Annotated in this window: 23 protein-coding genes; 14 read left to right on the top strand and 9 right to left on the bottom strand. The window is 72.0% G+C overall.

Going from position 1 to position 24,954, the window contains the following annotated elements; translation table 11 throughout:
- Positions 1-8: 8 nt before the first annotated feature.
- Positions 9-932 carry a hypothetical protein gene (locus tag ABZ928_RS20950; RefSeq protein ID WP_361520846.1) on the bottom strand — a complete coding sequence of 308 codons (924 nt, stop codon included), beginning with the start codon at positions 930-932 and terminating at the stop codon, positions 9-11.
- Positions 933-1,109: 177 nt separating this feature from the next.
- Here ABZ928_RS20950 and ABZ928_RS20945 point away from each other — a divergent pair, with 177 nt between their 5' ends.
- Positions 1,110-3,356: a heavy metal translocating P-type ATPase gene (locus ABZ928_RS20945; RefSeq protein WP_361520843.1), complete on the top strand. Its 2,247-nt coding sequence runs from the start codon at positions 1,110-1,112 to the stop codon at positions 3,354-3,356.
- A gap of 69 nt (positions 3,357-3,425) precedes the next feature.
- Here ABZ928_RS20945 and ABZ928_RS20940 read toward each other — a convergent pair whose 3' ends face one another.
- Positions 3,426-4,121, bottom strand: a complete 696-nt coding sequence (locus ABZ928_RS20940; protein ID WP_361520841.1) for a type 1 glutamine amidotransferase domain-containing protein — start codon at positions 4,119-4,121, stop codon at positions 3,426-3,428.
- A 50-nt stretch (positions 4,122-4,171) separates the two neighbouring features.
- On the opposite strand from ABZ928_RS20940, the gene ABZ928_RS20935 reads away from it, so the two are divergent.
- Positions 4,172-5,098 carry a LysR family transcriptional regulator gene (locus ABZ928_RS20935; RefSeq protein WP_361520838.1) on the top strand — a complete coding sequence of 309 codons (927 nt, stop codon included), beginning with the start codon at positions 4,172-4,174 and terminating at the stop codon, positions 5,096-5,098.
- 3 nt (positions 5,099-5,101) lie between these two features.
- On the opposite strand, the gene ABZ928_RS20930 is transcribed toward ABZ928_RS20935, so the two are convergent.
- Positions 5,102-6,052 carry a zinc metalloprotease gene (locus tag ABZ928_RS20930; RefSeq protein WP_361520835.1) on the bottom strand — a complete coding sequence of 317 codons (951 nt, stop codon included), beginning with the start codon at positions 6,050-6,052 and terminating at the stop codon, positions 5,102-5,104.
- A 180-nt stretch (positions 6,053-6,232) separates the two neighbouring features.
- Between ABZ928_RS20930 and ABZ928_RS20925 the strand changes: the two genes are divergently transcribed.
- Positions 6,233-6,541 (top strand): hypothetical protein, encoded by a 309-nt coding sequence (locus ABZ928_RS20925; RefSeq protein WP_361520832.1) that lies wholly within the window; start codon positions 6,233-6,235, stop codon positions 6,539-6,541.
- 241 nt (positions 6,542-6,782) lie between these two features.
- On the opposite strand, the gene ABZ928_RS20920 is transcribed toward ABZ928_RS20925, so the two are convergent.
- The gene (locus ABZ928_RS20920) at positions 6,783-7,505 is read right to left on the bottom strand and encodes an IclR family transcriptional regulator (protein WP_361522222.1); all 723 of its coding nucleotides are present in this window, start codon (positions 7,503-7,505) and stop codon (positions 6,783-6,785) included.
- Positions 7,506-7,604: 99 nt separating this feature from the next.
- Here ABZ928_RS20920 and mhpD point away from each other — a divergent pair, with 99 nt between their 5' ends.
- From mhpD to dmpG, 3 genes are read left to right on the top strand one after another with little or no spacing between them, the layout of a single operon-like run.
- The gene (mhpD, locus tag ABZ928_RS20915) at positions 7,605-8,414 is read left to right on the top strand and encodes a 2-keto-4-pentenoate hydratase (RefSeq protein WP_361520830.1); all 810 of its coding nucleotides are present in this window, start codon (positions 7,605-7,607) and stop codon (positions 8,412-8,414) included.
- Positions 8,411-9,340 carry an acetaldehyde dehydrogenase (acetylating) gene (locus tag ABZ928_RS20910; RefSeq protein WP_361520827.1) on the top strand — a complete coding sequence of 310 codons (930 nt, stop codon included), beginning with the start codon at positions 8,411-8,413 and terminating at the stop codon, positions 9,338-9,340. The genes mhpD and ABZ928_RS20910 overlap by 4 nt, the downstream gene beginning before the upstream one ends.
- On the top strand, positions 9,337-10,350 hold the full coding sequence (gene dmpG / locus ABZ928_RS20905; protein ID WP_361520824.1) for a 4-hydroxy-2-oxovalerate aldolase: 1,014 nt from the start codon (positions 9,337-9,339) through the stop codon (positions 10,348-10,350). The genes ABZ928_RS20910 and dmpG overlap by 4 nt, the downstream gene beginning before the upstream one ends.
- Here dmpG and ABZ928_RS20900 read toward each other — a convergent pair.
- Both ABZ928_RS20900 and ABZ928_RS20895 read right to left on the bottom strand, forming a co-directional pair.
- The gene (locus ABZ928_RS20900) at positions 10,347-10,982 is read right to left on the bottom strand and encodes a TetR/AcrR family transcriptional regulator (RefSeq protein ID WP_361520821.1); all 636 of its coding nucleotides are present in this window, start codon (positions 10,980-10,982) and stop codon (positions 10,347-10,349) included. The two genes, dmpG and ABZ928_RS20900, sit on opposite strands and share 4 nt — an antisense overlap.
- A 43-nt stretch (positions 10,983-11,025) precedes the next feature.
- A complete protein-coding gene (locus ABZ928_RS20895) occupies positions 11,026-13,113 on the bottom strand; it encodes a SpoIIE family protein phosphatase (RefSeq protein ID WP_361520819.1) in 2,088 nt (695 codons plus the stop codon).
- Positions 13,114-13,292: 179 nt separating this feature from the next.
- Between ABZ928_RS20895 and ABZ928_RS20890 the strand changes: the two genes are divergently transcribed.
- From ABZ928_RS20890 to ABZ928_RS20875, 4 genes are all read left to right on the top strand, one after another.
- On the top strand, positions 13,293-13,847 hold the full coding sequence (locus ABZ928_RS20890; protein ID WP_361520816.1) for a DUF2269 domain-containing protein: 555 nt from the start codon (positions 13,293-13,295) through the stop codon (positions 13,845-13,847).
- A 56-nt stretch (positions 13,848-13,903) separates the two neighbouring features.
- Complete coding sequence (locus ABZ928_RS20885) at positions 13,904-15,079, top strand: acyl-CoA dehydrogenase family protein (RefSeq protein ID WP_361520813.1); 1,176 nt, start codon at positions 13,904-13,906, stop codon at positions 15,077-15,079.
- A 124-nt stretch (positions 15,080-15,203) separates the two neighbouring features.
- Positions 15,204-15,887: a response regulator transcription factor gene (locus ABZ928_RS20880; protein WP_361520810.1), complete on the top strand. Its 684-nt coding sequence runs from the start codon at positions 15,204-15,206 to the stop codon at positions 15,885-15,887.
- A gap of 58 nt (positions 15,888-15,945) precedes the next feature.
- Complete coding sequence (locus tag ABZ928_RS20875) at positions 15,946-17,046, top strand: acyltransferase family protein (RefSeq protein WP_361520807.1); 1,101 nt, start codon at positions 15,946-15,948, stop codon at positions 17,044-17,046.
- A gap of 96 nt (positions 17,047-17,142) precedes the next feature.
- On the opposite strand, the gene ABZ928_RS20870 is transcribed toward ABZ928_RS20875, so the two are convergent.
- Together ABZ928_RS20870 and ABZ928_RS20865 are read right to left on the bottom strand one after the other, a co-directional pair.
- Positions 17,143-18,168, bottom strand: coding sequence for a serine/threonine-protein kinase (locus ABZ928_RS20870; RefSeq protein ID WP_361520805.1), 1,026 nt, complete (start codon positions 18,166-18,168; stop codon positions 17,143-17,145).
- A gap of 127 nt (positions 18,169-18,295) precedes the next feature.
- The gene (locus tag ABZ928_RS20865) at positions 18,296-18,790 is read right to left on the bottom strand and encodes a GNAT family N-acetyltransferase (RefSeq protein ID WP_361520803.1); all 495 of its coding nucleotides are present in this window, start codon (positions 18,788-18,790) and stop codon (positions 18,296-18,298) included.
- A gap of 26 nt (positions 18,791-18,816) precedes the next feature.
- Between ABZ928_RS20865 and ABZ928_RS20860 the strand changes: the two genes are divergently transcribed.
- A complete protein-coding gene (locus ABZ928_RS20860; protein ID WP_361520800.1) occupies positions 18,817-19,338 on the top strand; it encodes a CGNR zinc finger domain-containing protein in 522 nt (173 codons plus the stop codon).
- Between the two features lie 85 nt (positions 19,339-19,423).
- On the top strand, positions 19,424-19,897 hold the full coding sequence (locus ABZ928_RS20855) for a carboxymuconolactone decarboxylase family protein (RefSeq protein ID WP_361520797.1): 474 nt from the start codon (positions 19,424-19,426) through the stop codon (positions 19,895-19,897).
- A 63-nt stretch (positions 19,898-19,960) separates the two neighbouring features.
- On the opposite strand, the gene ABZ928_RS20850 is transcribed toward ABZ928_RS20855, so the two are convergent.
- The gene (locus ABZ928_RS20850; RefSeq protein ID WP_361520794.1) at positions 19,961-21,016 is read right to left on the bottom strand and encodes a cellulase family glycosylhydrolase; all 1,056 of its coding nucleotides are present in this window, start codon (positions 21,014-21,016) and stop codon (positions 19,961-19,963) included.
- Positions 21,017-21,161: 145 nt separating this feature from the next.
- On the opposite strand from ABZ928_RS20850, the gene ABZ928_RS20845 reads away from it, so the two are divergent.
- Together ABZ928_RS20845 and ABZ928_RS20840 are read left to right on the top strand one after the other, a co-directional pair.
- A complete protein-coding gene (locus ABZ928_RS20845) occupies positions 21,162-22,208 on the top strand; it encodes a LacI family DNA-binding transcriptional regulator (RefSeq protein WP_361520791.1) in 1,047 nt (348 codons plus the stop codon).
- Positions 22,209-22,280: 72 nt separating this feature from the next.
- On the top strand, positions 22,281-24,926 hold the full coding sequence (locus tag ABZ928_RS20840) for an NACHT domain-containing protein (protein ID WP_361520788.1): 2,646 nt from the start codon (positions 22,281-22,283) through the stop codon (positions 24,924-24,926).
- The last annotated feature ends 28 nt before the right edge of the window (positions 24,927-24,954 follow it).

Below are 24,954 nucleotides of genomic sequence, written 5' to 3'. Positions count from 1 at the left end.
CATCCGAGTCAGTGGCCGTGGCCACTTTCCTCCGCATGCTCCTCGGTCCGTACGGGCTCCCCCGCCGTCACCGTGAACGCCGCCGTGTGAACTTGCCCCTCGTGCTTGAAGTCGAGGAACAGCCGGTACGAGCCCTCGCTGGGTGCCGTGGCCGTGAACGAGATGCCGGGCCCCGATTCGGTCTTGCCGTCGCCCGGTTCGCCGTTGGGGTGGACATGGAGGTAGGCCAGGTCACCGGAGCGCAGGGCGACGAGGTGGCCGTAGGCGCCGAGGTAGGGCTGGAGGTCGGTGACCGGCTCGCCGTCGCGGGAAACCGCCAGTCCGACCTCGCTCTCGCCGCCCGGGCGCAGTCCGCCGGTGAGCCGGACCTGATAGCCGTCGACCTCGGCGGTGCCGCTCGGCGCCGGGAGGCGCTGGGGCGTGTAGGTGCCGGAGGCCGCCAGGTCCGCTCCGAGGGTGAGGTTCTCGGCGCCCTTCCTCGCCGGGGTGAAGTCGGCGAAGACGCGGTAGCCGCCCGCGCGGGGCAACTCGACGGGGATGCTCCAGGTGCCGTCGGCGGCGCGCGTGGGGTGCAGATGGCGGAAGGTGCCGAGGTCGCGTGAGGCGACGATGAGGTGGAGTTCCTTCTCGTGCTCGCGCCGGTACGCGGTGAGGGCCTGGCCGCTCGTGTCGCGTATGGCGAACCGCAGCTCGGTCCGCCGGCCGGCGGTGACGTTCGGGGTCTTCAGATCGAGGGTGTAGCCGCCCTCGGAGATCTGAAGACCCCCGGGAGCGTGAGTGCCGCCGCCGTCCGGCGACTCCTCGTGGCTTTCATGGCCGGCCCGCGCGCTTTCCGTGACGATCGGGTCGATGCCCTTGCCCACGCCGTACGCGGTGCCGAAGGTCGCGGCCAGCGCGGCGGCGAACGCGGAGATCTTGAGTCCAGCATGCATGGCCCACTCCTGGAGAACACGGCCTCCGGTCCCTGAACGCGAGGCCTCGATGCAGCTGACAATACCCCTGGGGGGTATGAAGTCAACCCTTTGAGCCGCTTGCCTTCACTACCCCCCAGGGGTATACATGGACTCGCATCACGGATACCCCCACCCCGTATCGAAGAGGGAGCAGCGATGACCACCACCGCCACCCGGGCCCCTGCCGAGGTAGAGCTCGCCATCGGCGGCATGACCTGCGCCTCCTGCGCCGCGCGCATCGAGAAGAAGCTGAACCGCATGGAGGGGGTGACCGCGACCGTCAACTACGCCACCGAGAAGGCGAAGGTCAGTTACGACGGTGAGGTGACCGTCCGGGATCTGATAGCGACCGTCGAGAAGACCGGGTACACCGCGCAGGAGCCCGTGCCGGAGGAACCGGCCGCCGAGCCCGTGGACGACGAACTCCGGTCACTGCGCGAGCGGTTGGTCACCGCGACGCTCCTCGCGATCCCCGTCGTGGCGATGGCGATGATCCCGGCGCTTCAGTTCGAGTACTGGCAGTGGCTGTCGTTGACGCTGGCGGCGCCCGTGGTGACGTATGCCGGATGGCCCTTCCACAAGGCGGCGTTCACGAACGCGCGGCACGGGGCGGCGACGATGGACACGCTGATCTCGGTGGGCACGCTGGCCGCGTTCGGCTGGTCGCTGTGGGCGCTGTTCTTCGGGAGCGCGGGGACGCCGGGCATGACGCATCCCTTCGAGCTGACGATCTCTCGCGGGGACGGGGCCGGGAACATCTATCTGGAGGCCGCCGCGGGGGTCACCGCCTTCATCCTGGCCGGGCGGTATTTCGAGGCGCGGTCCAAGCGGAAGGCGGGGGCGGCGCTGCGGGCGCTGCTTGAGCTGGGCGCGAAGGACGTCACCGTGGTGCGGGGCGACGGTCGTGAACAGACGGTTCCTGTGGGCGAGTTGAAGGTGGGCGACCGGTTCCTGGTGCGGCCCGGTGAGAAGATCGCCACCGACGGGACGGTGGTCGAGGGTTCGTCGGCGGTAGACGCCTCGATGCTCACCGGCGAGTCGGTGCCGGTGGAGGTCGCCGAGGGGGACGCGGTCACGGGTGCCACGGTCAACGCCGGCGGGCGGCTCGTCGTCGAGGCCACCCGGGTCGGCGCGGACACCCAGCTGTCGCGGATGGCGAAGCTGGTCGAGGACGCGCAGAACGGAAAGGCGGCGGCGCAGCGCCTCGCGGACCGGATCTCCGGTGTCTTCGTGCCGATCGTGATCGCCCTCGCGCTGGGCACCCTCGGTTTCTGGCTCGGCAACGGGGCCGGTCTGACGGCCGCGTTCACCGCCGCTGTCGCGGTGCTGATCATCGCCTGCCCGTGCGCCCTGGGGCTGGCCACGCCGACCGCGCTGCTGGTGGGCACGGGGCGGGGCGCACAGCTCGGGATCCTGATCAAGGGTCCTGAGGTGCTGGAGTCCACGCGCAAGGTCGACACCGTGGTCCTCGACAAGACGGGCACGGTGACGACGGGCCGGATGAGCCTGCTGGCCGTGCACACCGCCGAGGGCACGGACGAGGCCGAAGTCCTGCGGCTGGCGGGCGCGTTGGAGCACTCCTCCGAGCACCCGATCGCCCGTGCGGTGGCCGAGGGCGCGCTGGCGAAGCTGGGCGCGCTGCCCACGCCGGAGGACTTCGCGAACGTGCCGGGTCTCGGGGTGCAGGGCATCGTCGAGGGGCACGCGGTGCTCGTCGGGCGGGAGCGGCTGCTGAGTGAGTGGGCGATGGAACTGCCGGTGGAGCTGGCGCGCGTGAAGTCCGAGGCCGAGGGGTCCGGTCGTACGGCGATCGCGGTCGCCTGGGACGGCGAGGCCCGGGCGGTCCTTGAGGTGGCCGACGCGGTGAAGGAGACCAGCGCGGAGGCGATCACCCGGCTGCGGGCGCTGGGGCTGACCCCCATCCTGCTGACCGGGGACAACGAGGCGGTGGCGCACGCCGTGGCCCGTGAGGTCGGGATCGCGCCGGAGGACGTCATCGCCGAGGTGCTGCCGCAGGACAAGGTCGACGTCGTCAAGCGGCTCCAGGGCGAGGGGCGTTCGGTCGCGATGGTCGGCGACGGTGTCAACGACGCGGCCGCGCTCGCCCAGGCCGACCTGGGGCTCGCCATGGGCACGGGCACGGACGCGGCGATCGAGGCCGGCGACCTGACCCTCGTACGCGGCGACCTGCGCGCGGCGGCGGACGCGATCCGGCTCGCCCGCCGGACCCTCGGCACGATCCGGTCCAACCTGTTCTGGGCCTTCGCCTACAACGTGGCCGCGCTGCCGCTGGCCGCGGCGGGGCTGCTGAACCCGATGCTGGCCGGGGCGGCGATGGCGTTCTCGTCGGTGTTCGTGGTGGGGAACTCGCTGCGGCTGCGGTCGTTCAGGCCGGTGCGGTAAGCCGAGAGCGCGGGAGGGTCGGTGCGGGCTTCGCGGCCCGCACCGACCCTCCTGCGTTCAACCGCTGTATCAGCCCAGCTTCTTCAGCAGCTCCACCGCCAGCGGCGCCGAGGACGCCGGGTTCTGGCCGGTGACGAGGTTGCGGTCGATGACGACCTTCGGGGCCCAGGGTTCACCCACCTGGACCTGGACGCCGGCCTCGGTGAGGCGGTCCTGGAGCAGCCACTTGGCCTTGTCGGCGAAGCCGGCCTGGGTCTCCTCGGCGTTGGTGAAGGCGGCGACCTGGTAGCCGGCGAAGCTGTTGGTGCCGTCGGGCTTCACGGCGGCGAGCAGCGCGGCCGGGGCGTGGCAGACGACGCCGAGGGGCTTGCCGGACTCCAGGGCGCGGGTGAGCAGTTCGCCGGAGTCGGTGTTGACGGCGAGGTCCTCCATGGGGCCGTGGCCGCCGGGGTAGAAGACGGCGGCGTAGTCGTCGAGCCGCACGTCCTCCAGGCGGACCGGGTGCTGGAGTTCGGTCGCGGAGGCGATGACGCCGGCGATCCGGTCGGCGTTCTCCTGGCCGCCGTTGACCTCGGCCGCGAGGCTGCCCTTGTCGACGGTGGGGACGACGCCGCCCGGGGTGGCCACGGTGATGTCGTGACCGGCGGCCTTGAAGGCCTCGTACGGGGCGACGGCCTCCTCGGCCCAGAAGCCGGTGGGGTGCTGAGTGCCGTCGGCCAGCGTCCAGTGGTCGGCGCCGGTGATTACGAAGAGGATCTTTGCCATGGTCCGACGGTAAGTCGAGGCAGCCATAGGAATCCAATAGGCTCACGTATGTGAGAGATAGGGAATCCAATCACCACCCGGTCGCGGCACCACTGGACCTGAATCTGCTCCGCACGTTCCTGACCGTGTACCGCACGGGCTCCTTCACCGCGGCCGCCCGGCTCCTCGGGCTCTCCCAGCCGACGGTCACCACGCAGATCCGGGCTCTGGAGCGGCAGTTGGACCGGGAGCTGTTCGAGCGGCTGGCCCGCGGTGTCGCGCCCGCGCCGTACGCGGACGAGCTGGCTGCCCGGATCGTCGACCCCCTGGACTCGCTCGCGACGGTCACGGGGGCGGACGAGGCCCCGGCCGAGCCCGTGCATCTCGCCGGACCGGCCGAGTTCCTCACCCATTCCGTGCTGCCGCACCTCGCCCCGCTCGTGGAGAAAGGGGTACGGCTGCGCATCACCCCCGGTCTGACGGAGCCGCTCCTGGAGGATCTGCGGGCCGGCCGCCACGATCTGGTGATCGCCACGTTCCGGCCGCGCGGGCGCACGCTGGCCTCGGTGCCGCTGAACGACGAGGAGTTCGTGCTGGTCGCCTCCCCCGCTCTCGCGGAGGGGATCGGCGGCGCCGCCCGGGTCGCGGCCGAAGGGGCCGCCGCCCTGCACGGCGTCCCCCTCGTCGCGTACGCCGAGGATCTGCCCATCGTGCGCCGCTACTGGCGGCATGTCTTCGGCAAGCGGCTGGTGCGCGACCCGGCGATCACGATGCCCGACCTCAACGCGGTGAAGGCGGCGGTCGTCGGCGGGGCCGGGTTCACGGTCCTCCCCCACTACCTCTGCGCGGCCGAGCTGTCCTCGGGCGCGCTCGTGCTGCTCCACGATCCGGACGACCCGCCGATCAACACCGGTTTCCTCGTGCAGCGCCCGGGCGCCTCCGGCAACCCGCATGTGGCCCTGGTCCGCGATCATCTGCTGCGGGCCGCCCGGGACTGACGGCTAGAACTTGAGGAACGACGAGCGCGGGCCCTCCAGGGTGGCGTCGATACGGGCCAGCTGGCCCTGGGTGAACATGAACATCCCGGCGTCGTCCGTGTAGTCCATGTAATTCACGAACATGTCCCCGTCGGGGCCGTTGTTGCAGGTCACGCTGGGGAATGTGGGCCTGCCGAAGTTGGGGCCGCCCGCGTTGGGGGTGTCCGCGACGAAGTCGCTGCCGCTGCATCCCTCGCCGTCGTCGCCCCAGATGTGGAACAGGTTGAGCCAGTGCCCGATCTCGTGGGTCGCCGTGCGGCCGAGGTCGAAGGGGGCCCTCGCGGTGCCCGTCGTCCCGACGAAGCTGTGGCCGATGACGACCCCGTCGGTGGCGGCGGGGCCGCCCGGGAACTGTGCGTAGCCGAGGATCTCGCCGACCTGGGGGTCTTCGAGGCGGGGTGCCACCCAGAAGTTGAGGTACTGATCGGCGGGCCAGGCGTCCTGCCCGCCGCTCGCCGAGAACTTGATCGCGTCGTCCATGCCGAAGGTGTCCGTCGCGGTCCTGGTCCGGGTGATGCCGTCGGTGGGCTGCCCGTCCGGGTCCTGGGAGGCGAGCCGGAACTCGAGACGGCAGTCGGCGACGAGGGACTGCCAGACGCCGGGCACCTGGGACACATCCGGGTTGAGCATCCGGTAGTCCTGGTTCAGGACGTCGATCTGGCCGGCGATCTGGGCGTCGGAGATGTCCTGGTCGGGGCTGTGGTGGACGACGTGCACCACGACCGGGATCACCGTCACCCCGGCGCGGGTCGGTGTCTCGAAGCCCTGCTCGAAGGCGAAGGCCCGGTTCTCGACCGCGTCCCGCGCGATGGCGTACGAGGGATCCTCGGTCAGCAGCCGCCGGTGGACCGGCATCGTGCCGCAGACACGGTGGCCGGGGGCGGGGGTGGTCTCGTCGAACTCGTTCTCGGGCACGCTGCACCGCCTGGAGAGGGTCGCACCGATACGGCGCGGAGCTGAGGGTGGAGCGGGCCCGTTGAGGTTTACGGTAGGGCGACGGAACGGACACCGTAAGCAGAATCGCGAATTCCGCACTAAGTACGGCTTTGCCTTCAGTATCAGGTCAACTGGCCACAGATCAGGAGGTGCTCGGCCATGAGCGGTCCGCCGCCGGAACTGATCGGCAGCTGGGTGCACGCGTACGAGGAGGACTCCCCCGGGGTCACGGTGTACCGCCCGGCGGGCTATCCGCTGCCGCCCGCACGGGGGCGCCGGGGCCTGGAGTTCGCGGCGGACGGCACCTTCACCGAGCGGCCCCTCGGGCGCGGCGACGCACCCGGGCTGCGTACGGGCCGCTGGACGGGAACACCGACGGGCCTCTCGCTCAGCGTCTCGGGCACGGATCGCCAGCTGGACGTGCTCTATGTCGACGATCAGGTCCTCAAGGTGCGGGCGCCGCACTGACCCGCGTCGCTGGTCAGGGGGGCCGGTTCGGCTGGTTCGCCGCCCTTCCGATGCCGGATGCCGACGCTTCGGCGGCCGAGGCCCGGCGGGCGCTGACCGAACCGGGTGCCGACGGGGTCACGCTGCCGGCCAACGACCGGGGCACCTGTCTGGGCGCGGAGGGCCAGGACGCGCCTGCGGCAAAGCGCCCAACGGGTTGCCGCCCGGGCCGTGTTCAAGCTGGTCCAGCCCGGATGACGCCTCACGCGCCCCCGCGCAGCACCCGCGACAGCCCCAGCGCCGCCGTCCGTACCGCCGGTGCCAGCTGGGCGGGGCTGAAGCGGGAGCGGGGTACGGCCACCGAGAGGGCGGCGACCGTGGTGCCGCCGGAGAAGACCGGCGCCGCGATACAGCTCACGCCCGGCGCCGCCTCCTGCTCCTCGTAGGCGAGGCCCGAGACCTGGATCTTCTCCAGGGCCATGCGCAGGCGTGCCGGGTCGGTGATCGAGTGCGGGGTGAGGCTCGGCAGCGGCTCGGCCAGCAGCCGCTCGGTCAGCTCCGTGCCGGAGAAGGCCAGCAGCGCCTTTCCGACGGCCGTGCAGCTCAGAGGCAGGGTGCCGCCGATGCGGGAGGGTAGTTGGAGGGCCTCGTGGCCGTGGATGCGTTCGAGGTAGACGACGTCCATGCCGTCGCGCACCCCGAGGTGGACGGTCTCGCGAGTGGCCTCGTAGAGGTCCTGGAGGAAGGGCAGGGCCGCCTCGCGCAGATCGAGCCGGTGCGGGACCAGCGAGCCGAGCTCGAACAGCTTCGCGCCGAGGCGGTACTGGGCGCCCGAGCGCTCCAGCCAGCCCAGCCGGACCAGGTCCGCCGCCAGCCGGTGCACCGTCGGCTTGGGAAGTCCCGCCCGCTCCGATAGTTCCGAGAGGCGGAACGGTCCGCCGCTCGGGCTGAAGCATTCCAAGATGCCCGCGGCCTTCTCCAGCATGCTGCCGCTCGCGATGTTCCGTGACACGGAACAAAGTTTGGCCCATGCGCCGCGAGCTGTCTATATCGGTGTCCGTACTCGCACTCCCTGGAGGGATCCATGCCGAACGCCGTCTCCCCGGCCGTGCTCAAGGCCGCCGACCTGCTGGAGGAGGCCGCCCGCACCCGGGCCGCCTGTCCTCCGGTGCGGACGCTGTTCGACGCCGGCGACCTCGAGACCGCCTACGCCGTGCAGCAGGTCAACATCCGTCGCGGTCTGGACGCCGGACGCCGGATCGTCGGCCGCAAGATCGGTCTGACCTCCCCGGCCGTGCAGCGCCAACTCGGTGTGGACCAGCCCGACTTCGGTGCCCTGTTCGCGGACATGGCCGTGCCGCAGGGCGCCGAGGTGCCGGCCGGGCGGCTGCTCCAGCCCAAGGTGGAGGCCGAGGTCGCGCTCGTCCTCGCCGAGGATCTGCCGCACCGCGCGTGCACGGTCGTGGACGTGCTGCGCGCGGTCGACTTCGCGCTGCCCGCGCTGGAGATCGTCGACAGCCGGATCGCCGGCTGGGACATCTCCCTCGTCGACACCGTCGCCGACAACGCCTCCTGCGGCCTGTACGTCCTCGGCGGCACCCCCGTCCCGCTCAGCGGGCTCGATCTGCGCTCGGTGTCGATGACCATGACCCGCAACGGCGAGACCGTCTCGGAGGGCACCGGCGCCGACTGTCTCGGCAGCCCCCTGAACTCGGCCGTCTGGCTGGCCCAGGCGCTCGCCGAACGCGGCGACCCGCTCCGCGCGGGCGACATCGTCCTGACTGGCGCCCTCGGCCCGATGGCCCCCGCCGCGCCCGGCGACGTCTTCGACGCCCACATCCTCGGCCTGGGCTCGGTCCAGGCCGGTTTCGGCCCGGAAGGGACACGGTCATGACCACAAAGGTCGCCATCATCGGCTCCGGCAACATCGGCACCGACCTCCTGATCAAGGTCCTGCGCCTGTCGGAGAGCCTGGAGATCGTCGCCCTGGCCGGCATCGACCCGGACTCCGACGGCCTGGCCCGCGCCCGCCGCCTCAAGGTGGCCACGACCCACGGGGGCGTCGAAGGGCTGGTGAATCTGGACGAGTTCGCCGACGTCGAGATCGTCTTCGACGCCACCTCGGCGGGCGCCCACCGCCACCACGACGAGGTGCTCCGCCCGCTGGGCCGCACCCTGGTCGACCTCACCCCGGCCGCGATCGGCCCGTACGTCGTCCCTCCGGTCAACGGCGACGCCCACCTCGACGCCGGAAACGTCAACATGGTCACCTGCGGCGGCCAGGCCACCATCCCGATCGTCGCCGCGATCAACGCCGTGTCGCCCGTCCATTACGGCGAGATCGTCGCGTCCATCGCCTCGCGCTCCGCCGGTCCCGGCACCCGGGCCAACATCGACGAGTTCACCGAGACCACCTCCTCCGCCATCGAGCGGGTCGGCGGGGCCGCGCGCGGCAAGGCGATCATCGTCCTCAACCCGGCCGAACCCCCGCTGATCATGCGGGACACCGTGCACTGCCTGGTCTCCGAGTGCGCGACCGAGGCCGTCACCGCGTCGGTCGAGGAGATGGTCGGCCGCGTCCAGACGTATGTGCCGGGCTACCGGCTCAAGCAGAAGGTGCAGTACGAGAAGGTCGCCGCCGACGATCCGCTGCGCACCCTGGCCTCCGGCGGGGATCTCCTGAAGGTCTCCGTCTTCCTGGAGGTCGAGGGCGCCGCCCACTACCTCCCGGCCTACGCCGGGAACCTCGACATCATGACCTCGGCCGCGCTGCGCACCGCGGAACGCATGGCCGCGCACAGCAAGGAGACGGCCAAGTGACCGCGCTGTACATCCAGGACGTCACCCTGCGGGACGGCATGCACGCCGTCCGGCACCGCTACACCGTCGAGCAGGCCCGCACCATCGCCGCCGCCCTGGACGCCGCCGGGGTGGCCGCGATCGAGATCGCCCACGGCGACGGCCTCGCGGGCTCCAGCATCAACTACGGCATCGGCGCGCACTCCGACTGGGAGTGGATCGAGGCCGTCACGGACGTGGCGTTCCATGCCGTACCGACCACGCTGCTGCTGCCGGGCATCGGCACCCTGCACGACCTCCGGCAGGCGCACCGCCTCGGCATCCGCTCGGTGCGCGTGGCGACCCACTGCACCGAGGCCGACATATCGGCCCAACACATCGCCGCCGCCCGCGAGTTGGGCATGGACGTCGCCGGGTTCCTGATGATGTCCCACATGGCCGAACCGGCCGAACTCGCCCGCCAGGCCAAGCTGATGGAGTCCTACGGCGCTACTTGCGTCTACGTCACCGACTCCGGCGGCCGCCTCACCATGGACGGCGTCCGCGACCGCTTCCGCGCCTACCGCGAAGTCCTGGACCCGGCAACGGAGTTGGGCATCCATGCCCACCACAACCTCGGCCTCGGTGTCGCCAACAGCGTGGTCGCCGTGGAGAGCGGCGCGGTCCGTGTGGACGCCTCGCTCGCGGGCCAGGGCGCCGGTGCGGGCAACTGTCCCCTGGAGGCGTTCGTCGCGGTCGCGGACCTGATGGGCTGGGAGCACGCGTGCGAGCTGTTCCCGCTGATGGACGCCGCCGACGACGTCGTACGACCGCTTCAGGACCGTGAGGTGCGGGTGGACCGCGAGACGCTCAGCCTCGGCTACGCGGGTGTGTACTCCAGCTTCCTGCGGCACGCGGAGAACGCGGCCGCGCGCTACGGGTTGGACACCCGCAGCATCCTCGTCGAGGTCGGGCGCAGGGGCATGGTGGGCGGGCAGGAGGACATGATCACCGACATCGCGCTGGACCTGGTGGCGCGTGCCGGCGATTAGTGGGCGGCATTCACCTCTGCCGAAACCTCACCCACCACGACCTTGGCCCGCTCTTCCGGCACCCCGGCCGCGACCATCGTGGCGATGGCCGTGTGGGTGCCGTCGTCCTCCAGCGCACCGGAGTTGACCTCGTCGAACAGGGCGACCGTCATGGCTTCCAGGCCCGCGCTGAGCACGGCGGGCGGCAGCCGGCTGTGGAAGACGCCGTCGCGCTGTCCGCGCTCCAGGATGGTGGCGGCCGCGGCACGGGCGGGTGCCAGGATCTCGGACACGCGGTCCGTTCCCAGGTCGTGCCGGGCCAGCGCCAGGAGCAGTCGGTAGCGGTCCCCTACAGGCCAGATCGAGAACACGAAATGCGCGAGCGCACGGTCGGCCGGCTCCTCGGGCCGCGCCCCCGACTCCAGCGCGCCCCGCAGGGTCTCCGCGGCCTCGTCGGCGAGGGCCTCCAGGAGCGCCGGGCGCCCGGGGAAGTGACCGAACAGGGTGCGTCGTACGACTCCGGCGGCGCGGGCCAGTTCCTCCAGCGTGACGTCCGGGTTCCGGCCGAGTTCCCGGCGGGCCGTGGCCAGGATGCGCGCCCGGTTGGACCGCGCGTTGCTTCGCTGCGGCACGCGGGCCACGGGCTTGGTCAAAGGGAGCTGCCTCGGTCGGTCGGAGCGGCGGGCGGACGGTCGGTCATTCTGTCACGGCGACCTTCAGCAGGGCCTGGAGCGCCTGGTCGGACTCGTTGAGCTCGGCCCACACCGTCTTGCCGTGGGCGGCGTGCCGGGTGCCCCAGTGTTCGGCGAGCTGCGCCACCAGGAGCAGGCCTCGGCCGCCCTCGTCATAGGCGCGGGCGCGGCGCAGGTGCGGGGTGGTGCCGCCGGCGTCGGAGACCTCGCAGAGCAGGCCGCGGTCGTGGATGAGGCGGAGCTGGATGGGCGGGCGGCCGTAGCGGATGGCGTTGGTGACCAGTTCGCTGACGACCAGTTCGGCGGTGAAGTCGAGCTCCTCCAGGCCCCAGGTGCGCAGCTGCCGGGCGACGGCCGAGCGGGCTCCGGCGACGGCGGCGGGGTCGGCGTCCAGTTCCCAGGTGGCGACCTGGCGGACGCCGAGGGCGTGGGTGCGGGCCAGCAGGAGGGCGACGTCGTCGTCGGGACGGGCCGGGAGCAGGGCTTCCAGGACGGTGTCGCAGGTGGCCTCCAGGGAGGGGCCCGGCCGGGCGAGGGCGTGCCGCAGCAGGTCGAGACCGGCCTCGACGTCATGGTCGCGGGCCTCGATCAGCCCGTCGGTGTACAGGGCGAGGAGGCTGCCCTCGGCCAGGTCGACCTCCGCGGCCTCGAAGGGCAGTCCACCCAGGCCCAGGGGCGGTCCGGGCGGCAGGTCGAGGAGGTCGACGGTGCCGTCGCGGGTGACCAGAACGGGGAGCACATGGCCGGCGCGGGCGAGGGTGCAGCGGCGGGAGACGGGGTCGTAGACGGCGTAGAGGCAGGTCGCGCCGATGTCCCCGGCGGTGTCGATGGCCGGGTCGTCGGCCGCCTCGGCGGAGAGGCGGATGACGATGTCGTCGAGGTGGGTGAGGAGTTCGTCGGGCGGCAGGTCGATGTCGGCGAGGGTGCGGACCGCGGTGCGCAGCCGGCCCATGGTGGCGGCGGCGTGGATGCCGTGGCCGACGACGTCGCCCACTACGAGGGCGACCCGGGCGCCGGAGAGCGGGATGACGTCGTACCAGTCGCCGCCCACGCCGACCCGGTCGCCGGCGGGCAGATAGCGGCAGGCGACCTCGACGGCGGACTGCGGCGGCACATGGTGCTGGAGCAGGCTGCGCTGGAGGGTGAGGGCGGTGGCGCGGGCGTGGGTGTAGCGGCGGGCGTTGTCGACGGCGACCGCGGCCCGGGCGGCGATCTCCTGGGCGAGGAGGAGGTCCTCGTCGTCGTAGGGGTCGGTGGTGCGGTGGCGGACGAACCGTGCGACGCCGAGGGTGATGCCCCGGGCGCGCAGGGGCACGACCAGGGTCGGGGGGTCCTGGTGCCGGGAGGGCTGTCCGGTGGCCAGGGCCAGGGCCGGTGGCGAGCCGTCGACGTAGGAGTGGAGCTGCTGTTCCGCGGGGTCGGGCAGTTGGGCGACCCGTCGCAGGACCGGCGGGTCCGCGGCCGGGACGTCCTGTCCGCGGATCGCGGAGTCGAGGAGGTCGACGGTGACGAGGTCGGCGAAGTGCTCTGCGGCCAGGTCCGCCAGTTCCTGGGTGGTGCGGGCGATGTCCAGGGTGGTCCCGATGCGCAGGCCCGCCTCGTTGACCAGCGACAGCCGTCCCTTCAGGCGGCGCTCCCGCTCCTCCTGGTAGGCCTGGACGCCGCGCTCCGAGGTGCGGTCGAGGTAGCCGGTCGCGGTGCGCAGGATCCGGCGGGTCGCGGCGCTGATCAGCTCGGCGTCGTCCGTGTGCCGGGGCAGCTCCTGGAGCAGCCGGTCCAGGACGACGCCCTGTCCGAGCCGGAAGGCCCGCAGCAGGGTGCTGACGGGGGTGCCGTGCCGGGCCAGCCTCCGGGCGCGCTCCGGTTCGGCGGCGGGCGGTTCGACGCTGCCCGGCTCGACGCCGTGTTCGAGACCGGCCAGGACGGCCACGACATGGTCGGCGATGTTCTCCGAGGCCATGGCCTCCGGGTCGTCCCACAGCTCGGGGAGCTCGCTCCTGAGGACCCGCTCGACGTCGTGGACGAGCCGGTCCCCGTCCCGGCCGAGTTCGCGCGCGGCCCGGGACACGAGTCGGTCCGCGGTGAGGTCCACTCTTACGACGGTACGCCGGACGCCGTCGTGTGCGCTTCCTCCGGTCGGAACTCGGGGTTCCGACGCCCTGAGCGCGTACTCGCCGAGGCGCTGGGCGGCTCCGTACTCCCAGGCCAGTACGCGCGGTTACTCCCGCTGTCGGACGCCCCGCTGGTCCCCCGCCCGGCACCGTGGCCGGTGTGAAACTCACCAGACCCGCCCGCCGGGCCTCTCTCGTCGTCCATGTCATCGCCTCCGCGGGCTGGCTCGGGCTCACCCTCGGGCTGCTGGCGCTCGGGATCACCGCGGCCACCAGTGGTTCGGCGGTGACGGTCGAGGCCTCGGTCCGGGCCATGAAGCTCTTCGCCGACTGGCTGCTGCTGCCGCTGGCGTTCCTCACGCTGCTGAGCGGGGTGCTGCTGTCCGTGGGCACCCCGTGGGGGCTGGCGAGGCATCGCTGGGTGTGGACGAAGTTCTGGCTGACCCTGGGCACGACCACCGCCACGGTCTTCGCGCTGCGGCCCGCCGTGAACTCCGCGGTCGCCGCCGTCGCCGCGGGCGGGCCGCTGCCCGACACCGGTGACGTCCTGTTCGGGCCGATCGTGTCGCTGTCGGCGTATGTCTTCATGACGGTGATCTCGGTCCTCAAGCCGTGGGGGCTCACGCGACGCGGCCGCAGGCTCCGGGAGACGGTGGCCGGACGCCGCGCGCAGCGCCGCGAAGAAGCCTTGGTGAGCCCAACTTCCGCGGCTTGAGGGGGCATTGACGGCCGCGGCCGGTCGCGTCACGGTGGGACACTGGAGGTCGCCCCATGCCAGCACCCCGTTCCGACGCACGTTCTGACGCGGACCTGGTCGCACGCGTCCGCGCGCTCCGGCCGCTGATCAGCGAGCACGCACTCCGTACCGAGCAGCGAAGGAGGGTGACGGGCGAGGTCCTCGCGGCGCTGACGGACGCCGGGGTGTACCGGATGAACGTGCCCCGGCGGTACGGGGGTTACCAGTCGCGGCCGGCCACGCAGGTGGACGTGGTGGCGGAGATCGCCGCCGCGTGCGGTTCGACCGCGTTCACGGCGCTGATCCAGGCGGGCTGCGCGTTCATCGCGTCGCTCTTCCCGGACGAGGCGCAGGACGAGATCTTCACCGGCCCCGACGTCCGGGTCGGCGGGACGCTGATCCCGGGCGCCACGGCGGTCGCGACGGACGAGGGGTATGTCGTCAACGGCACGTCGGGGTTCGCGACCGGGTGCCAGGACGCCGACTGGCATCTGCTGACGGCGCGGGTCGAGTCCGGTGAGGGTCCGCCCGAGGTGCTGTGGACGGCGGTGCCCATGGCCGAGCTCGAGGTCCTCGACGACTGGCATGTGTCGGGGCTTGCCGGGAGCGGCAGCAACAGTGTCGTGGCCCGTGACGTCGTCGTCCCCGCCCACCGGGTGCTGCCCGTGGGGCCGTTGCTGGCGGGTGAGTTCCCGTCGAAGGCCAACGCGGACGACCCGTTCTACCGGATTCCCGTCCTGCTGATGTTCTGCGTGTGGACGGCTCCGCACGCGCTCGGTCTGGCGCGGGGCGCGCTGGCGGGGTTCACCGAGCTCATCCACCGGCGGGGCATCACGTACACCTTCCATCAGCGGCAGCACGAGGCGACGGTCACCCATCTCCAGGCGGCCGAGGCGTCGATGAAGATCTCGTGCGCGGAGCTGCTGACGGCGGATTTGGTCGCCAGGATCGAGGCGGGTGAGCCGTTCTCGGCGGAGGAGCGCGCGAAGATCCGGGCGCAGACGGGGTATGTGGCGCGGTTGTGCAAGGAGGCCGTGGATCTGGTCGCCTCCGCGTCCGGCGCCTCCTCGCTGCACCGGGAGGTACCCATCCAGCGGGCGGTGCGGGATGTGCAGGCGCTGAACCTGCATTCGTTCGTGAATCCGGCGACCAATCTGGAGCTGTACGGACGGATCCTGTCGGGGCTGGACGCGGGGACTCCGTTTCTCTGAGGCGAGGTGACGGGCCCATGTGGGTGAGGTGATCGACACCACAAGAGGAACGGCTTCGTTTCGATGGTGGCGGGGTATTCTGAGGTCAACGTGAACGAAACGGTTTCGTTTAGAAGGAGCCGGGATGACCTCGGTACTCATCGCCAGCGATCAGTCCCTCCAACGGCACGGCCTGCGCATGCTGCTGGCCGGCGAGCCCGATCTGGCCGTGGCCGGTGAAGCCCGCGACAGCGTCGAGGCGGTGCGCCTGTCCGCCGTACTGCGCCCGGACGTGGTCCTGCTGGACGGGCGTCTCCATGAGGCGGATAACGATGTCATCCGGCGGATCACCCGGCCCGCCGCCCTCGCCGTCTCCGTGGAACCCCTCAGTCCGGCACGTGTCCTGGTCCTGACCCCGGTCGGCGACGAGGCGCACGCCTACGCCGCGCTGCGCGCCGGAGCCGGTGGCTTCCTGCCGCAGGACGCCACCCCGGACGAGCTGATCGCCGCGATCCGGGTCGTCGCCCACGGGGACTCGGTCATCACACCCCATCTCACCCGGGCCCTCATCGACACCGTCCGGCAGTTGCAGCCCGCCCTCCCCGCCGCGCCCGGTGTGGGCCTCCATGCCTTCACCGAACGGGAGCGCGACGTCCTGACCGCCGTCGCCTCCGGCTGGTCCAACGCGGAGATCGCGGAGAAGCTGTCCATCGCCCCGACGACCGTGAAGTCCCACGTCAGCCACATCCTCGCCAAGATCGGCGCCCGCGCCCGCGTCCAGGCCGTGACCTACGCCTACGAATCCGGGCTGGTGCGTCCCGCGGCCTGAGAGGTTCGCCGCACGGCCCGGGAGGTTTGCCGCGCCGAGAAGTGGTCAGGCGCGTGGGATGCCCCAGCCACTGACCCCAGCAGCCACTTCCGCACCGCCCGGAAAGGACACCGCGCCGCGGCCCGTACCCGTCGCACAGCGGGACGCGTTCTTCGACAACGCCAAGTATCTGGCGATCGTGCTGGTGGCGATCGGTCACGCGTGGGAGCCGCTGCGGGACGGCAGCCGGGCGGTCACCGCGGCCTACACGCTCGTGTACGCCTTCCACATGCCGGCGTTCATCGTCATCGCGGGCTACTTCTCCCGCAGTTTCGACGGCAGCCCGCAGCGGCTCAGGCGGCTGGTGACCGGGGTCGCCGTCCCGTATGTGGTCTTCGAGACGGCGTACACCTTCTACACCCGGTGGACCGACGGGGTGCCGGACCGGCCGGTCAGCCTGCTGGAGCCGCTGTATCTGACCTGGTTCCTGGCCGCGCTGTTCATCTGGCGGCTCACCACCCCGGTGTGGCGGTCCGTCCGCTGGCCCCTGCCGGTCGCGCTCGGCGTCGCGATGCTGGCGACCGTGACCCCGTCCATCGGCGAGGACCTCGATCTCCAGCGCACCCTTCAGTTCCTGCCGTACTTCGTGCTCGGTCTGTGTCTCAGGCCGGAGCACTTCCGGCTGATCCGCCGCTGGAAGGTGCGGATCGCGGCGGTGCCGGTGTTCGCCGTGGCGCTCGGGCTGGCGTACTGGGCGGTGCCGCGGATGAGCGGCGCCTGGTTCTACCACCGGGACAGCGCCCAGGAGCTGGGCGCGCCCGCCTGGTACGGGCCCGTCATGACGCTGGTCGTCTTCGCCTGCTCGACGCTGCTTGTGGCCTGCTTCCTCTCCTGGGTGCCCGGGCGGCGCATGTGGTTCACCGCGCTGGGCGCGGGGACGCTGTACGGCTATCTGCTGCACGGGTTCGTCGCGCAGGGCTCCAAGTACTGGGGCTGGTACGACCCTTCGTGGGTGTACGAGCCGGTCGGCGAGGTCGTCGTCACGGCCGTCGCGGCCGTCATCGTGACCGTGCTGTGCACCCCGCCCGTCCAGCGGGTGTTCCGTTTCGCGATGGAACCGGACATGCGCTGGGCCTTCCGCGGGGACCGGAGCCGGGAGGGCCTCGCCCTGCGCGCGTGAGGGTCAGAGCCTGTGTCATGTCCCCGGTCGGATCAGCGCGCGGCGGGGAGTGCGTGCCAGACGCCGCGCGCCCGGCCGGGGACATGACACAGGCTCTCAGCGCGGCGAGGCCGTCGCGGGTGGCGACGAGGGGGGCGGTGACGAGGGCGGCCGGGAGGTGCCTGCGACCGTCGGTGGCGGGGTGACCTCCGGCAGTCGGCTCTCGCCGCCCGGCGAGATCGCGGTGACGATCATCACGACGGCCACGGCGACCGCGGCGAGCAGGACGGCCGCCGTGAGCAGCCGCGAGCGGATGTCCCGGGGCGGCGGCTCCTCCCCCGGGTCGGGCCGGGCGGCCACCGCGCCCAGGAACGCCACGATCTCGTCCGCGCCCGGCCGCCGGGCCGGGTCCTTGGTGAGGAGCCGGCGCAGCAGCGGCGTCAACGGGCAGTCGTCGTCGGGGAGTTCGGGCTCCTCGTACACCACCGCGTAGAGCGTCGCCGGTATCGAGGGGCGCACGAACGGGGAGTGCCCGGTCAGGGCCGTGCACAGGGTGGCGCCCAGCGACCACCAGTCGGAGGCGGGTCCGGGGGCGCGGCCGGTGGCGCGCTCCGGGGGCATGTACTCCGGGGAGCCGATCACCGTGCCGTCCTTGGTCAGCCCCTGGACGTCCTGGAGGGCGGCGATCCCGAAGTCGGTCAGGACGACCCGACGGCCCGGCCCGAGCAGTACGTTGCCGGGCTTGACGTCACGGTGCAGCACCCCGGCCGCATGCACCCGCCGCAGCGCCTCGGCCAGCGCGAGCCCGATCCGGGCCGTCTCCCGCACCCCGAGGGACCCGCGATCGGCGACGGCCCGTTCCAGCGAGGGCGCCTCGACCAGCTCCATGACGATCCACAGCCGGTCGTCCTCCTCGGCCACGTCATAGACGCGGACCACACCCGGATGGTCGATCCGCGCACTCGCCCGCGCCTCGCGCAGCGCGCGTTCCCGCCGCGTCCGCAGGTCGGCGTCCGGCCCGTCGAGCCACAACTCCTTGATGGCGACGGTCCGTTCGAGCATCTCGTCCCGCGCCCGCCACACCCGCCCCATGCCGCCCTGCCCGACCCGCTCCCCCAGCAGGTACCGGCCCCCGATGCGCATGGGTGTCCACCTCCCCCTCTCCCCATGACAGCACGGTCCGCCCGATACCGGACAGGCCGAACTGCGCCTACCCGGGGAAGGGATGAGCACCCCTGGGGATCTGTCCGCGGACGGCCGGCCGGGTGCCTCAGGGGCGCCAGTACAGCGACGGGTCGGGGTGCGGGGTGAACCCCAGTTCGCGGTAGAGGGGTTCGCCCTCGTGGGAGGCGTAGAGGTCGACGCGGGCGACCTCCTGGTCGCGGAACCAGTCGAGGAGGCCCTCCATGACGGCGCGGCTGTGCCCCCTGCGGCGGTGCGCGGGGTCGGTGACCACGCCGATGACCTGGCCGATCCGGCCGTTGTGGAGGTGCGGTCCGGGGAGCCGTTGCTCGACGGTGCCGATGCCGCAGGCGGCGAGGCCGTCGCCGTCGCCGTCCACGACGAGGATGCGGACGGTGTCGGAGGCGAGCTGTTCCTTGAGGACGACGGCCAGGGTGTCGAGCCAGTCGTCGTCCGCCGTCGAGGGGTCGAAGAAGTCGCCGCCGAGGTGGTCGAACAACAGGGCGCGCAGGCGGACGAGTTCGACGAGGTCGTACTCCACGGCCTGGCGTACGGCGGAGCGCAGTGCGGTGCGTTGTCCCATGGTCACGAGCCTGATGTAATGACCTTATGCATCTCAACCCTTACGGCGAGGATGCCGTGAACCTGGCCGCCGATCTGGCCAACCGGCGTCCGGTGAGCGCCGAGGAACTCGCAGAGCGGTGCCGTGCGGCCGGGGTGGCGCTGGAAGGTCCCGCCACGCCCGAGGACCTGGAGCGCACGCTGGCCGTCCTGGACGCGTGGGAGAAGGTCGTCGACTCCGACGACGAGCACGAGCGCGCCGAGCTGGTCAACCGGATGCTGGCCGCGGCCACCGCCTACCCGAGGATGACCAACCATGTGGGCACCGGCTGGCATCTGCACTACCGGGACGAGGCCCAGCCGCTGGGCGGCGTGCTGTTCTCCCTGATCGCCGTGGGCACCGCGCTGCATCTGTCGGGGCGCGGCATGCACCGCCTCAGGCGCTGCGCCGTGACCGAGTGCGTCACGATCTTCGCCGACACCTCCCGCACCGGCAGACAGCGCTACTGCTCCCCGCGCTGCGCCAACCGCGACGCGGTACGCCGTCACCGGGCCCGCGACACCCGGTGACCCAGGTCACACCCGCTCCTGTCACATCTCGGCGGGCCGTCCCGTCATAGGGGTGTAGCCAACGACAACGACACAGGAGCGCATCATGGAAGCTCGCCTCAACCTCTTCGAGAGCCCGATCGGCGCCAAGGTCTTCCGGCACATCAACTCGGCGGGCAAGGCGATCTCCGACTCGACCCTGCCGCACGCGGTGCAGGAGCTGGTCAAGCTCCGCGCCAGCCAGATCAACGGCTGTGGTTTCTGCACCGACATGCACACCAAGGACGCGGTGGCCGCCGGGGAGACGCACGAGCGCCTGCACCTGGTCGCGGCCTGGCGCGAGGCGACGGTCTTCACCGAGGCCGAGCGTGCCGCGCTGGAGCTGGCCGAGGAGGGCACCCGGATCGCGGACGCGGCCGGTGGCGTCAGTGACGAGGTGTGGGCGAACGCCGCCAAGCACTACGACGAGGAGCAGCTCGCCGCGCTGATCGGCATCATCGGCCTGATCAACTTGTACAACCGCTTCAACGTCATCAACCAGCAGCCCGCGGGCGACTACCAGCCCGGCATGTTCGGCTGACGGGACGGCCGGAGGCCGCGGTGCGCGCGCACCGCGGCCTCCGGGCTGCCGCCCAGCGGGCGATCAGCCCTGTACGGGCTTGCCGCGGCCCCAGGCCCAGGCGAGCCGGTCCGCGCCGGACTGGTTGGTGGTGGTCAGCCAGGGCTTGGCAGCGTCGCCGGTCAGCTTCTGGATCGAGTAGATGTCGTCCGTCCGCAGGCCCGGCCAGTACACCGAGCCCATCTTCAGCTCGCGGAAGGTGTCCGTGACGGCCTGGATGAAGTTGACGTAGTTGTCGTCCGGGGTCGGCACGTTGTAGTTCAGGCCGGTCGTCATCGGGGCGCCGAACTCGTCCGCGACGGTCCGGTTCGCGCAGTCGCCGATGCGCACCTTCAGGTCGGCGACCCACTCGTCGTAGGTGGCGTACGACTTCCAGAACCCGTAGTGGTGCAGCGACAGGTAGGTGCCCTTGAGTCGCGGGTCGGCGCAGACCGAGGTGACATGGTCGTTGTAGCCGGCGCCGCTGACGAAGACGCGGTTGCGCGGCACCTTCGCGTAGGTGTCGAGCCACTTCGCCGCTATGTCGGCCCACTCGGTGTCGGTGTATCCGTGGGGCTCGTTCATCGGCTCGAAGTAGACCTTCGAGTTGTTCTTGTACGCCTTCACCACGGTGTCCCACATGGGCCAGTAGGTGGCGGTGTCGTCGATGTAGCCGTCCTTGCGGTCACCGGTGCCCTCCCAGTAGGACACGATGACCTTGAAGCCCTGCGCGGTCGCCGCGTCGATGACTCCGCGGTACGACTTCCAGTACGCGCCGTTGACCGTGTACGGGTTGATCGGCAGCCGCACGGTGTTGGCGCCGAGGTTGGCGCGGAACGCCGCGATGATCCGGCTCGACTTGGTGTACGTCTCGCGGTAGGTGTCCGTGGTCGACAGGCCGGAGAGCTGGAGCAGGTCGTCGGCGAAGTTGTCGCGCGGGTCGGCCCAGTTGACGCCCTTGAACTGGGTGGTGTCGGTGCTCGGGGCGGCCGAGGCCGGGCTGCCCGCCAGGGTCGCGCCGGTGACGGCGGCGATCGCGACCGTCGCCAGAGCGGCGCGCAGTCGGGGGGTGAGGCGGGTGCTGACAGGGGTCTTGCGCATCGACGTACCCTTCCGGAGCGACAGCATGTTTACGTAAACATGACGGCGCCGGAATCGTGGCATCCACCCTCAGTGCCGTCAAGGTTTCCCACACGTAACATCCGTTGCGTCACACGAGTCCGAGCACAGGCCACAGGAGGCGCCCATGGTGGAGCGAGGCGGTTCCGACGTGCCCGGCGGGCGCCGCAAGCAGCGGGTGTCCATGGCCGATGTCGCCAAGCTCGCGGGTGTGTCGTCCCAGACGGTCTCGCGGGTCTCCAACGGCCATCCCGGCGTGATCGATGCGACCCGGGAGCAGGTCCTCGCGGCGATGCGGGAGCTGGGCTACCGGCCCAACAGCGCGGCGCGGGCGCTGCGTTACGGCCAGTTCAACACCATCGGTGTGATCCTCTTCAGCCTCGCCTCGACGGGCAACAGCCGTACGGTCGAGGCGATCGCCACGCACGCCGCCGCCGAGGGCTACGCCATCACCCTGATCCCCATCGACGTGCCGACGCAGGACAACGTGCTCGGCGCCTTCACGCGCATGGGCGAACTGGCCGTCGACGCGGTCGTCGTCATCATGGAGGTCCATCTCCTCGACACGGGGAGCGTCCAACTCCCGCCCGGGGTCCATGTCGTGGTCGTGGACTCCGACGCGGGCGACCGCTACACCGTGGTCGACACCGACCAGGCCGACGGCACCAGGAAGGCCGTACGCCATCTGCTCGACCTGGGCCATCGCACCGTATGGCATCTGGCGGGACCCGAGGAGTCCTTCGCCGGGCAGCGGCGAACCCAGGCCTGGCGTGCGGTGCTTGAGGAGGAGGGGCGCGCGGTGCCGGAGCCGCTGCGCGGGGACTGGTCGGCGGAGTCCGGCTACGCCGCCGGGCTCGCCCTCGCCGCGGAACCCGGGTGCACGGCGGTGTTCGCGGCCAACGACCAGATGGCACTGGGCCTGCTGCGGGCCTTCCACGAGCGGGGCGTCCGGGTGCCCGAGGAGGTGAGCGTGGTCGGCTTCGACGACATCCCCGAGGCCGCGTACTTCGTGCCACCGCTGACCACCGTCCACCAGGACTTCGCCGAGGTGGGGCACCGGTGTGTGCAGAAGGCGCTCCAGCAGATCCGCGAGCCGGGCGGCACCCGCCCCGGCACGGATCTGGTCCCGACCCGCCTGGTGGTGAGGGAGAGCACGGCACCCCCACGGGCCTGACTGTCACTCGTCCGTGGGGCCACACCCGGTTTCCTGCGGATACGGCCGTCCCGCGCCCGGAGAATCCGGGCCATGGGAACTGGTCGGCGGACGCGACGGGTCGGTCTGCTCTATCTCCTGCTGTCGCTCGGCGGCATGGCTGCGGCGGTGTGGGTTTCCCTCCGCTTCGAGCTGCGGATGGCCGAGACGGTGGCCGCGCTGCTGCCGTCGCTGGGCGGTACGTATCTGTCGTGGGCGACCTTCCGGGCCGACCGGCGCGACCCGGCGGACGGTGACGGCCCGGCGGCGGTCGCGGACCGGCTGGCGCTCGCCGTACGGCGGCAGTGGGAGGCCGAGGCCGGGGTGCGGCGGCTCAACGACCCCTATCCGCTGCCGGTTTCCTGGCGGGCGGCCGACGCCCGGTTCGGCGAGCCGTGGGAGCTGCTGCGGGAGACGGCCGCCAACTGGCCCGGTGCACAGGCGAGTCCGTCATGCGGCGGACCCGCCGAACTGGCCGGAACGGGCGGGGAGATCACCGAGGTGTTCCTCCGGCGGGTGCCGACGCGGCGGCTCGTTGTGCTGGGCGGCCCGGGCAGCGGCAAGACCATACTGCTGGTCCGGCTGCTGCTGGCCCTGCTCGCCGACCGCCCGCCTGGCGGCCCGGTACCGGTGCTGTTCTCGCCGGCCTCCTGGAACCCCGTCGAGCAGCCACTGGAGTCCTGGCTGGCGGAGCAACTCGCGCGCGACTACAGCGGACTCGGCGACCCGGACGCGGCGCCCACGGATGACACCGGGCGGGTCGGCCGGGCGCGGCTGCTCCTGGAGCACCGGCTGATCCTGCCGATCCTCGACGGGTTCGACGAGATCCCCGAACGGTTCCGTGCCCGGGCGCTGGACGCCGTCAACTCCGGCCTGCCGCCCGGCCATCCGCTCGTGCTGTCCAGCAGAGCAGAGGAGTACGCGGCCACGCTGACCCCTTCCGACGGGGTGCCCGTCCGCCTCGGCGGGGCGGCGGCCGTGGAGCTCCGGCCGCTGGAGGCACCGGACATCGCCGTCTATCTGCGCCGTGACGCCGGCGGCCAGGAGACCGCGGACGCCCGCTGGGAGCCGGTGCTGCGCCTGCTCGGCACCGACGCCCCCGTGGCCCGGGCGCTGACCACACCGCTGATGCTGTTCCTGGCCCGGACCGTCTACAACCCCCGGCCGGGAGAAGGAGCGGGCGGTCTCCCCGACCCGGCGGACCTGTGCGACCGGGCCCGCTTCCCCGACCCCACCGCCGTACGGACCCACCTCTTCGACGCCTACGTGCCCGCCGCCTACCGGCCGCACCCGTCCCACCCCTGCCGCTGGACCCCCGAGCAGGCCGAACGCACCCTGCGCTATCTGGCCCGGCGCCTGCGCGGCACGACCGACCTCGCCTGGTGGCAGCTGCGCCGCGCCCTGCCGACCCGGGTCGCCCAGACGGTGACCGGGGTCGTCCTCGGCGCCGTGGCCTGGCTCTCCGCGACCGGGGCGGGCCGGCTCACCGCACTCCTCGGCGACCTGGACTCCGGTTGGCTGACCGGACCGCCCGCCGCGATCGTCGCGGGGCTGGCCGGAGGGGTCGCGGGCGGCATCGGCTGCGGGCTGGTCGCCGGGGTGACCGGAGGGCTCGCCGAGGGGCTCACGCATCTGCTCGCCACGGGGCAGGCCGTCTGGCCGACGACCACGACCGCCAACGGACTCGCCTACGGCTTCGCGGGCGGCATCGTCGGCGCCCTGTCCAGCAGGGTGGCGGTACGGCAGTCGGGCGCGGCGACCCGGGACTGGCACTGGAACTGGCCGAAGTGCGCCCTCGGACTGCTGGCCGGGACCACGCTCTGGTTCTCGTACCGCCTCACCTACGGCCCGCGCGCCGCGCTGGTCGGTGCCCTGGTCACCGGCGTGGTCTACGCGGTGGCCGGGGGCGCCGTGGGCGGCCGGGCGAGCAGTCTCTCGGCGCACCGGACGGGTGCCGTGCCGACCGTCAGGACACGGTGGTCCTGGGACTGGCGGGGCTTCTTCACGGGTCTCGCCAGCGGCGCCGCCATCGGCGTCACCCACTGGGCCGTGCTGCGGATCATGGCGCTCCTGACCGGCGCGGCCTCCTATCCGCTGAGCACCATGGCCGCGTTCAGCTGCGCGTTCGGGCTGGCCGTCGGCCTCGCCCGCGGGCTCACCGGAAAACCGGCCGACCTCACCGCACCGGTTGTACCCGCCGCGCTCCTGGAACAGGACCGCGGGATCGTCGGCCGCCTCTGGCTCGTCGTCGGCCTGGCGGTCTGTGCCGGGTTCTGCGTCTGCTACGGCGTCGACCAACTCGTCCAGGGCGGGCTCTCGTACGGTCTGGGGCGCGGGACCGCGGACGGGCACGCGATCACGATGGGCCCGCTGCACATCCTCGACCGGGGCCTGGCCTACGGCGTCACCGTCGGCCTCGCCGCGGCACTCAGTCACAACGCCTGGTGGTACCACGTCCTCGCCCGCCACCATCTGGCCCTGCGCCGCCGCCTCCCCCGGGACCTGACGGCCTTCCTCGTCGACGCCCACGCACGACACGGTGTGCTGCGGCAGGCGGGAGCGGTCCACCAGTTCCGCCATCTCGATCTGCAACGGCATCTCGCGGCGACCGAGTCCCCGGCGGACGCGGGTCCCCGACTCCCCCGCTCCAGGCGCCCGTTGCGACGGCACGCGGATGCCGAACGGATGACCCGTACGTGACGCGTGTGGGCCCGGCCGAGCGCGGTCG

This window comes from Streptomyces sp. NPDC046909, from assembly GCF_040644695.1.
Taxonomy (GTDB): domain Bacteria; phylum Actinomycetota; class Actinomycetes; order Streptomycetales; family Streptomycetaceae; genus Streptomyces.
This window is presented reverse-complemented; position numbering and strand designations above follow the sequence as displayed.